Source organism: Akkermansia sp. N21116 (assembly GCF_029854705.2).
In the GTDB taxonomy this organism is placed as follows: Bacteria; Verrucomicrobiota; Verrucomicrobiia; order Verrucomicrobiales; family Akkermansiaceae; genus Akkermansia.
Genome location: NZ_CP139035.1, coordinates 882,018 through 892,633, shown reverse-complemented (window position 1 = coordinate 892,633; position 10,616 = coordinate 882,018). Strand labels below are relative to the sequence as shown.

Sequence of the window (10,616 nt, the reverse complement as noted above, 5' to 3'; positions counted from 1 at the left end):
TTATTCTCTGATAGCAGTTTAACAAACCGCTATCAAGAAAAAACTATCTGGCCCTACTGGCTTAACGTACATTAATACAATAAGTATTTTTGCGACAATATATTTTATATAAAAAAATTATTATCAATTACTTACAAACGGATCTAGCGGTTTGTTAAACCGTCTTATTCCAAGTATCAAAGAATAGTCCATACATGGGATTTTTTATCAGTTTATCTAACGTTTCGTAACAAGCCTTTGAACACCAGTTTCTGAATTTTTCTCTCCCCTCGATCGCAAAAGAATGGTTATAATATACTTATTATAAGTTTATTGAGAACACATCCCACATAATCAAAAAAACACCAAAGATTAATTGGTCAAAAAATAATTCCAAACGATATTTCAAATTCCAGAAAAGAAAATTCAGACAATTTTATCTCCTGCTTTTCCCAATAAATCTGACGTAGCGCCAAAAACTGGGGGCGACCCCTCGTTATGTAGAGGAGCCGCCCCGCTGTGTTTCTCTTTTATTGCGTCTTCTGTTCCTATCAGAAGTTGTACCGGTAGCCTATGCTCCCGTTGGCCGAGGTCATCCGGCTCCGCAGGTCCGCGTTGGCTTCCACAAAGATCGTGCCCTGGTCCCCGGTCGGGATGCTCAGTCCCGCACCGAATTGCAGGCCCGTCGTCCCCGCCTTGCTCCCCTTCACTCCACGGCTGAAGCCGGGCACGCCCACGAAGCCCACCTGCGCTTCGTTCCGCGTGTCTCCGAAGTCCTGCGACACCTGCGCCCGCACTTCCGCCAGGGATTCGCGACCGAACAGGTTGCCTCCCGTCAGGCCCATCCAGCGCACTCCCGCCGAGACGGTGCCCGTCGTGGCGTCCATGCCGCCGGCGCGGAGTCCCGCGCTGCCCGCACCCTCTTCCGTGTAGTCGTCCACGCTGCTCTTGAGGATGGAGACGTTGACGAGGGGCTGGAGGATCGCGCTGTTCTCTTCGTTGAGACTGATGTCGTAGGTGCCTTCGTACATCGCTCCCCACACCTGCCCCCCGGGCGTGCCGTGGCCGGTGTAGCTGCCCGAGCCGCAGGGGACGGTGCGGTCGATGTCGCTCTGGCTCCACCCCGCCGTCAGGATGACGTTGTGCCCCCACTTGCCGCTCTGGTAGCGACCGAAGAGGTTCACGTAGTAGACTTCCATGTCTCCGCTGAGGGAGTCGGCCGCCGTCGAGGTGAGTTTCCCGTAGCTCGCCGTCATGGCGAGCCCCGCGGTGAATTTGCTGCTGAGGTTGGCGTCGACCCCGAAGGTGCCTCCCCAGGTGTTGTACTGGTAGCCCGCTTCGTCCCCGTCGGTGTTGAGGCGGTTGTAGGTGCCGGTGGCCTGCAGCCAGGTGTTCCACAGGGGGAGGTCTCCTTCGTAGCTGTACCCGTCGGGCAGCCCCATGGTGGTCATCCGGTTGCGCACCAGGGTCTGCTGGTAGCGGTAGTCGGCCTGCAGCGAGCCCAGGAGGCTCGTTACCGTGCTGCCCGCGGCGGCGGCCATGGTGCGGCTGGCTCCGGCACGGTCGTGGGCCTTGATGGAGGCGTCCACGGCGTTGAGGAGGGCGGCGAGGGTGCTGTCCCTGTCGGTGGTCTGCGGGTTGACGGTGACCAGGGCGTTGTCCATGAGGGCTCCGCCGCTGCGGGCCGTCTCGCTCTGCGCCTGGTGGACGTAGAAGCCGTTGCGGTTGGCGGCGGTGGTGAGGATCATGGTGCCCTCGACGGTTTCGACGCGGGACTGCGACGGGTCGAAGTATTTGCCGAAGAGTTCGTCGAAGACGAGGTTGATGCCTCCCTGCTGGCTGACTTTGGAGGCCAGGGCGATTTGCAGGGGCATGGTGCCGTGGATGACTTCCTGGCCGTCTCCGGCCGCGAGGCGGACGGTGGCTCCCTCGGCGATGTCGAGGGTTTCCCTGCCTCCGGTGGTGACGAGGGGGCTCGTGGAGGAGAGGCTGCCGGAGGCTTCGGTGTTGAGGATGAAGCCGAGGGTGGAGTCTCCGCTGACGGTGCCTCCCCGGCGCAGGGTGAGGGTGTTGTTGGTCCCGTCCCCGTTGCCAGCGATGAGGGTGGCCGTGGAGCCGCCCGTGAGGGTGAGGCCGGAGTAGGTGGCGTCCCCGGAGGTGTAGTCGAGGGTGAGGGAGCCCCCTCCGGAGGCGGCGAGGGCGGCCGCCTTGCTGCCGGTGCCCGCGAGGGTGAGGGAGGCGTCCCTGCCGGAGGCGGCGAGGGTGCCGCCGAAGTCGGCGAGGGTGCCGGCGTAGGAGGCTTTCCCGGTGAGGGTGAGGCTTCCTTCCCCGGCGAGGGTGCCCAGGCCGTTCCAGGCGGTGAGGGTGGCGGAGGTGTCCGGGGTGTCGAGGACGAGGCGGGTGGCTTCCCCGGTGACCAGGGCGATGCCGTCGAGGGCTCCCGCGGCGGTGAAGGTGGTGGTGCCCGCCCCGAGTTCGAGGATGCCCGATCCCGCCGCGCCGCCGAGGGCCTTGACGGTGCCGGCGATGGCGGCGCCGGAGACGAGTTTCAGGGTGGAGTCTCCGCCCAGGAGGATGGAGCCGGAGGCTTCGTCCAGGGCGCCGGCTTCGAGGACGGACTTGGCGCCTGTGAGGGCAAGGGTACCGTCCCGGCCGATGGAGAGGGCGGCGATGGAGTGGGCGGCTCCGACGCGGGTCAGGGCGATGCCGCCTTCTTCGACGGTGAGGCTGCCGCCGAGGGTGGCGGTGCCCCCGATGGTGAGGGTGGCTTCCCCGGTTTTGGAGAGGGCGGTGTGTTCCCCGGCGGTGAGGTTGCCGGCGAGGACGGAGTCGACGAGTTCCCCGTCCTTGTCGCGGTCGTTGTAGAAGCGGACGCGGGCGGTGCCCGTCCCGTCGCTGTCGATGGCGAGGGTGGTTCCCTTCTGTCCGCTGAGGTATTTGACGGTGAGGGGTTCCGAGTCGCTGCCGGGCAGGGTGATGCTCATGTCCCTGTTGACGTAGACGGCGCGGTAGTCGACGAGGTCGTCGTACCCGGTGACGTTACCTTCCTTGGAGGCTTGCCAGACGGAAAGGTTGCCGTTGGCGATGATGGATCCTCCCTCAATTCCGGCTATCTTCAGTCCCCAGATTTTGAGGAGAGGATCGAAGTCGACACGGCTTGCGTCGAAGTCGAGAATACCGTTGGTGATCGTGAAGAGGAGACTGTTGACTTTATCCCCCGGTTCGGCGTAATCGGGCAGGAGTTCGTCCTTGTCGAAGGAGAAGGAGAAGTTCTCCAATACATTATCCTTGAGATCGTCGCCCAAGGAAATAATCATCCTGGTTCCGTCCCGCAGGGAAATGGCGTCTCCGTCTTCGGCTCCGTCCGGGGTCGTTCCGAACTTGAGGACGGCAATACCGTCGCCAGTCAGGGAACCTGTTGAGGGCTTGTAGGTAAGAGTGTTCGGAGTATCCAGCGTGAGCCTGGCGGTGGCGAGGGCTACAGTACCGTGACCGATGTCGGAAACTGTTGTTCCGGCTCCGGTCGTCACATGGGTGAGAGCACTGGCCTTGAGCCCTCCCAGGACGATGTCGGAAGCTCCGGCCGAAGTATCGACAGTGACTTCGCTCCCGCCGTCCCAGTTGGAAGCCTGGGCGAGAGTTCCTGACGTAACGGTGATGGCGTTTTGGAGGGACAGGTTGCCGAGGTCCAGCGTCCCTCCGGAGACGAGGAAGGAAATGCCGCTTTCGGCAGAGAATCCGTCTTGAAGGATGACAGAGGCACCCGGAAGGGCGTCGTCACCCGCAACGTTAACGGTAAAACCTCCCAAAAGGGATCCTTTCAGTTCGGCATCGACCAGTTCCAACTTCTGCCCTTCGATACCGGAAACAGATGAGGCTTCGTTTGCCGTAAGGCCGGCAATGCGCAAGGACTTGTCCTCGTCGGTGCCCAGGTCGATTGCAGCGGCGTCCGTTCCGTTGCCGAGGATCAGATGGACGCTGTCTTCCACGGTACCTGCAGAAAAGTCGAACGTTCCGTCGTCGAGCAGCAAATTGTCGGAGAACGTGATGGAACGCAGGGCGGGAGAGACTCCGCGGATCGTACCCGAAAGCGCAACCAGAGAACCGTTGGCATGGATGGCAGCCTGCCCATCGGATGTCTTAACAGAGATATCTCCGGAGAGAGTATTTTCACCGCCGGCCAGACTGAGGGAGGAACCGTCACACAGTTCCAGTTTGTTGGTCAGGGCTCCGTCCGAGGCAAGGACGAGTGTCTTGCCGTTCCGGAGGAGGACGGAACCTGTCCCCAGAGTCGGAACGTCCAGGGTGACGGTATCGTCCGTTTGCCCGTCGATGATGAGAGTGTCGAGGGCGTCGACTTCCACCGAATGGTAGGCCGCCCCCTGGAGGGTCAGGGAACCTCCGGAGTCCGAGCGCCGGATACGGATGCCCGCTTCTTCCGTCGAGGCGTCGGTGATGTGGATGCTTCCGGCGAAGTTCTGCGTGAGCGACAGGTTGCCGGCTCCGGATTTTTCCAGAAGGAGATCGGTCTTGCCGGTCAAATCGTCGGAAAGACCGGAAAGGGCAATATCGACATCCTGCGAGACGGCCAGTTTGAGGTCTTTGCCGTTGTTGACGGCAAACCGGGAGGAAACGTCAGTGGAACCGGCACCGAATTCCAGCGTTCCGTCATTGAAGAAAATCGTTCCTCCGTTGCCCAGAGCTGCGGCATTCTGCATGACGAGGGTCCCCTTAGTCAGGGTAATGTCTCCGGTGAAGGTATTGGCATTCCGGAAGACGGCGATCCCCGTGCCGGCCATCATCAGAGAAGTAGGTTTGGTGTTGCCGTTGCCTGTATAGTCGGAGATGGCACCACCAGTGAAGGTGTAGGCGGCATTCGACTGAATCTGGACAAAGATGGGGTTGACTCCGGATTCGTCAATTTGCACGGTTTGATCCTGAGGAGTTTCCGCGCCGAAGAAGACGGCTTTGCCTTCGGGGCCGGTATCCTTGTCCTTCCATTCCAGGGCGGAGCCGTTCGACCATGTACCGGAAGGAACGCCGATCCATTGCCATGCCTTGTTGTTGTCAATGCTGGCGTGAAGGAAGAGGCTGGTACGATCATCGGAAAGGGCCAGTTCGAATTGATACACGTCAGAGATTTCGCTCCAAAGAGTTCCGTCCAGTGAGGTACCGGCCTCGAATTGGCTGAGATCAAGTCCTCCCGTAGCGCTCAGAATCGTGTAGTTGCCTTCGCTAATCTGGTTCGACATGAAGTCGTCTCCCAAATTGATGGAAACGGGAGAGTCTCCGGTAACGGCGAGGGTGCCGATGACCGCAATGGAAGCATCGTCGCGCGTCAGGTTAAGGGCTGTCAGGTTGAGGGAAGTGCCTCCCGTCAGCGTCAATGTACCGGTCGTAGAGAGCAAGGCTCCGCGGCCCATAGTCATGTTGCCGCGCGATGTCAGATTGGCGGACGACACCGTGACGCCGGAATCAATAGCCAGAGAGGCAGCGGAGAGCGACCCCGCCATGGAGAAGTTCTTGCTAACCACGACATCTCCGACCGACGAATTGTCCGTCCCGGTCATGATGCCGCCCGAGACAACGATACGGTTGGCAAGCGACTTGCCGTTGATGTCCAGCGTACCTCCCGTAAGGGTGATATCATTGGCACCCAGGCCCGTATCCGAACCGGCACGGAGAGTACCGCCCGTGATGGACACCGTTCCACCGAAAAGCGAAGCACCGTCATTCCCGCCGGAAATGACCGTTTCGCCGCCGTTGACCACAATGGAGCCGCTACCGCACAAGTCGGCAGCCCCCATATTGCCTGTCAGGACAAGAGATGAATTTTCATCAAGCTGCAAAGTACCGCCAAACGAAGCGCTGTTCCCCGTCAGGGAAAGTTTCCTGCCGGCGGCAACTTCCAATGTGCCGGCGCTGCCATCGTAGCCGGAAAGGGCACCGCCGTAGGAAGAACCGTTTGCAGCCATTCCATTCATGAGGATCACCGCTTCTCCTCCAATCGACAGACCGGATGCCTTCACATCACTTCCAGAATTGAACTCCAGCGTCCCCTGCTGCACGGTCACGGAACCCGTTGCGTCGTAAGATCCGGTAATTTTCAAATACCCGTCACCCTGCTTGATGAAGTTGTGATTACCTGCCGCATTGGCATCTACGTTGTTTTTAATTGTTCCCGATACGAGGAGATCGACGGCCGATGCCCCATCCGCAATGTTAAATACAGTATCATTCTGGCGAAGCCCGATAGCAGTAGTGATTTCCGCTTGCCGGTCCGACGCTTCCGTCACAACGCTGGCCCCATTTCCAAACAGATCAAAGCCTGCAGTTCCGGTCACAGTGCCTCCTTTCAGAGTCAGAAGCAACTTGAAAAACGTTTGTCGTGCGTCTACCTGAACTCGGCCTTGTTCCTCCACCCGGATACCGGATGTATTCAACGCATTATTGGAATTCCAGCCGGTCACATCTACGGCCGCCATCAGGAGAGTACCGTTGATGACAGAAATGTCACCCTTGAACGCTCCTCCTCCGCTTCCTCCTCCCGACAATTTCAGAGTTCCTCCCGCTTTTTCCGTTGTCCCCACCGCGATTGTTCCGGACAAACGCCCGGCGGCATTCAGCGTCAGAGTACCATCCCCAAGTTTAGTGATATGGGCAGCATGAGCCGCCGACGTTCCGAATGTAACCTCATCGCTTTCTCCGGCAACACCCAGGGAAATAGCGGCATCCTCTTCCCAGGCAAGACGTGAAGAAATATCCTCCCCATTTCCGGCAAGCCATGTCAGGACAGCCCCATCGTGCAGAGTAATCCGGCCTGTTCCCAGGGATTGTTCTCCAAATTTCAATTCACTGTCCGTAACGTCGATGGCGCCATCCCATCCGGCATTGGCAAGGTTCATGGTGAGACTGCCTCCGGTCATTGTCAGAGCGCTGCTGCCCGCAATAGTTCCGTCCGTACCGGCATTGAAGATGTAATCTCCACCTGTCACACTCATGCTCTGGGGTTTGACTGTTCCCGTAATCGTTACCGTGGTATTGCCGTCTGTTTCCGCAAAGACAATTCTGTCCCCGGTATGAAAGCTCGTGTCAACTGAAGCATCATCCGCCTTCCACGAAGAAGCATCGTTTTTGGTTTCCCAAAGGCTGCCGCTTCCATTCCATGTCAGGGTAACGGTTTCAGCCTTCGTCAATGCCATGGTAACGATATTTCCGGAAGACGTATCCGTGCCAAACGTCAAAGAATCGCGGGATGAACTGTCGACGATTAAGCCTACCGTCTCAATATCGTTCAATGTCAACGAAACAGGAGCATTGTCGCTCTGGAACAATTTGAATTCGTAGGGAGTCGCTCTCGCCTCCAAAGACGCGAGATCCGTCAAATCGAGAACAAGCTTCGTACCGTCCCCCGCACCCAGGGTCAAATCCCCATGAATGACATATTGCGGAGCACTTGTATCGTTCAGAACGACCACCGTTCCTCCGGCAAGTGTCATATTTCCTGTCAAAGAACCAGCGGACACACCCGTCGTCGAAAGGGTTGATCCGGCTAAAAGATCGAAAGAGGCCCGCAGCTCACCGCCACTCAGTTTATAAGAGGCGAGACCATTACTCAGATTCCTTGCTTCGCTCAGATCCAAAATTCCATTCCCGGCTTCCCATGTGCCGTTGAAGGAGGACATGTCACCGCTAAATGTCTGGGACCCCGCACCTACTTTGATCACATTCACATTGGCGCCGACCGAGCCGCCGAACACATGGTCATCCCCGTTGCCGACCGTCAAGTCGATACCTGATGTCTGGTCGCTTGTAATTTGCCCGCCTTTCCCTTCAAAGCCTCCGACGCTCATGTTTTTTTGCACGATGATCTGCACGGGATTGGGGGTGACGTTTTCGTCGATGACGCTGCTATCGCCTCCGCTCGTTTTACTAATACCAACGGTTTTGATAATTCCTCCAAAGACGCCATCGGCAGAATCCAGATAAAGTCGGGTACGATAGGCTTTTTGGTTTTCATCCCAGTCGCTTGCGAGCAATTCCAAAGTACCCGTAAATCCGGACGTACTTCCCTGGAGAGTCAGATTGCGGAAACCATCAGTTTGGCCTTGTGTTTCCGGGACGTCAAAACGGAAGGTTCCGGCTCCCTTTAAAGTTGACTCCGTACCAAAAGTCAGGTGATGTTTCCACAGTGACGTCGTGCGGAACATAGCTCCTTCCTTGATTTCGATGGTTCCCGAGTCGAATGTTTTATTGTTGCTGATATAAAGCTTCCGTGTCCCATCGTTGATCACCAGCGTTGCACCGGCGGCAACGGTAGAAGACTGGTTCAACTCGCCGGTTCCTCCCAATACCAGCTTGCCCCCATCCACAACTAATTTCCCACTACCCGTATAGTTGGTCAGGGTCAAATCACCGGAGGAAACAGTCATGGAACCATTGAAAGCGCTCAAATCGCCGGACAACGTCAATGCGTCTGTTCCTGTTTTGTTCAAATTCAGATTGTTGCCGATGCTGCCGGCATAACTACCGGACTGAATCGCCAAGGTATTGCCAGCAGTAGCACTCGTTATTTTTCCGGCGGGATCAGTCCCGGACAATCCGATGACGGAAGCGTTTGCCGTATTGATATACAGTTCTCCCTTTCCTCCAATTTCCACAGACGCTTTGGACATTGCGTCCGCACTCAATTCCAGAGTAATCTCTTTACCACTGGAGGTTGCGATTTGCCATAATCCTGAAAAATCATTTTCAGGATTATACAGACTAAATTTCTCACTAGCCCAGTTATCATATATTTGAACTTTGCCCTGCCCGGAAATCTTTCCTGTGAATCTCGTTTCCTTGGGACCACCCCAATACCCCATGAGATTGATAGATTCTGTGTCATTCCCATTCATCAAGATATCTCCGGAAAAGATCAAAGGCCTACCGTCTTCTTTGCGGAACGTACTACCGGCATCAAGAATAAACTTATTACCGAAAGTATTTGATCCGGCAGTTTTATGGTTGATCCTGAACGTAGCTCCCTTTGTAACATGGATCGTCATACCATCTTTCCCAAGAGTGAGGTTCGAATCCATATCCGCACCACTGTAATTGAAAAAATATTCCGCAGGGGCACCCAAAGTCAAAGTCCCACTGAAATCCTTCAAAAACTCATGCACCCCGGGAAGAGTATCTTTGTTAAATCCCATGGCTGTCGCCAAAACAAGTTCGCCATTCCCTGAAAAGGAATCTACTTTCAGAGCATCAGAGAAACTCTGATTGATGGATACGGTTCCCCCCTGTTCAATGGTGAGTGAGGTAGCCTTGAAAGTACCCACATTTGCAACACTTACGGAACCACCCGATGAAATAGTTACTGATTGAGCATCGAAAGTAGCATTACTTCCAATCCATATATTTCTTCCATCCCCTACTGTCGTATCTCCCGAAACATTGAGAGTACCTCCCGTTAAATTCACGGAAAGAGGAAGATACGATAAATCCGAAATCTCGTATGTGCCGGTTCCCGACAAGACCAATGTGCCACTTGACGTAACGGTGGTTCCATCAAATTTGATCGTGCTTGACGGCCCCGTCACAAACGCAGCCGGTCCCGTCATATTAAGCGTTCCTCCGGAAAGAATCAATTTCCCGGATTGAAGGATAACGCCGTCCGATACGACCGTCCCGGACAAAGTCAATGTCGATCCGCCTGCGTCTGCCTTGAGAACGGCTCCATTCCCCGCTCCTCCCCAGGCAAGAGTACCGGCTGTACCATCCGTCTCAGACCATAGAGCATCGGACCACGCCCCCCCCGTGGAATCAAGCGTCCGATACAAATAAGTTCCCTCATATGTATCGACAACCTGTATCCCCGCAATCGTCCCTCGCCCAGAGCTAAGTACATTAGAAATGGAAATATTGCCCCCGATAATGTCATCGATCTGCAGGACATTGGTTCCCAATGTCAAAGTTCCTTGATTGGCACCGCGATTTCCCCAAGCTTCGGTTCCCTCGGCCATTGCTCCGTCTTTATAAGTCCAGTTGGTTCCATTGACATTCATGGCGGTGAACTTCCCTCCGTCGCCGGACATGATTAAGTAGAGTGTCGAGGACAAATAAGGAACTCCGGCTATGGACACGGAGTAGGAATTCCCTGCCGATGCATCAATATAGCTTGAGAGAAGCTTGTCTGTCTGAGTTGTCGTCCGACCGGGATGCCAGTCATTGACCGCCCGAGTCGATGTGACGGTAATTCCGCTCATCTCCTGCCCCAGATTATTTAGAGTCACACCGTAAGCTTTGTTGGCTTCCGTCGGTGAAATATTATTCCAGTATTTCGCTGCTGTTTCCACTCCTTCCATGCCTACCAAGTCGTCACCGCTCAAAGTAGCACCTCCAATGGAATAAAAATTGATACTGAAACCATTGGCAGTGTCAGCAGAGAGAGAAACATGAGAATAGCAAGCCATAACGGCCGCTGCCAACAGGAGAGGTAGTCTGAGTTTCATCGCAAAAGAGAATACGGTAATATTTTTCTCTTTCGTAGCAGTTTGGCAATCCGTTATGAGCAACAATAAATCGTTTATTATAAATAGTTAATAATACAATAACAAAAAGAATAAACACTTATTGTAGAAACATACATT

Annotated in this window: 1 protein-coding gene; it reads right to left on the bottom strand. The window is 55.5% G+C overall.

Annotation, left to right across the window (positions count from 1 at the left end; genetic code table 11):
* Positions 1-530: 530 nt before the first annotated feature.
* A complete protein-coding gene (locus QET93_RS03335) occupies positions 531-10,478 on the bottom strand; it encodes a hypothetical protein (RefSeq protein ID WP_322190100.1) in 9,948 nt (3,315 codons plus the stop codon).
* Positions 10,479-10,616 lie beyond the last annotated feature (138 nt).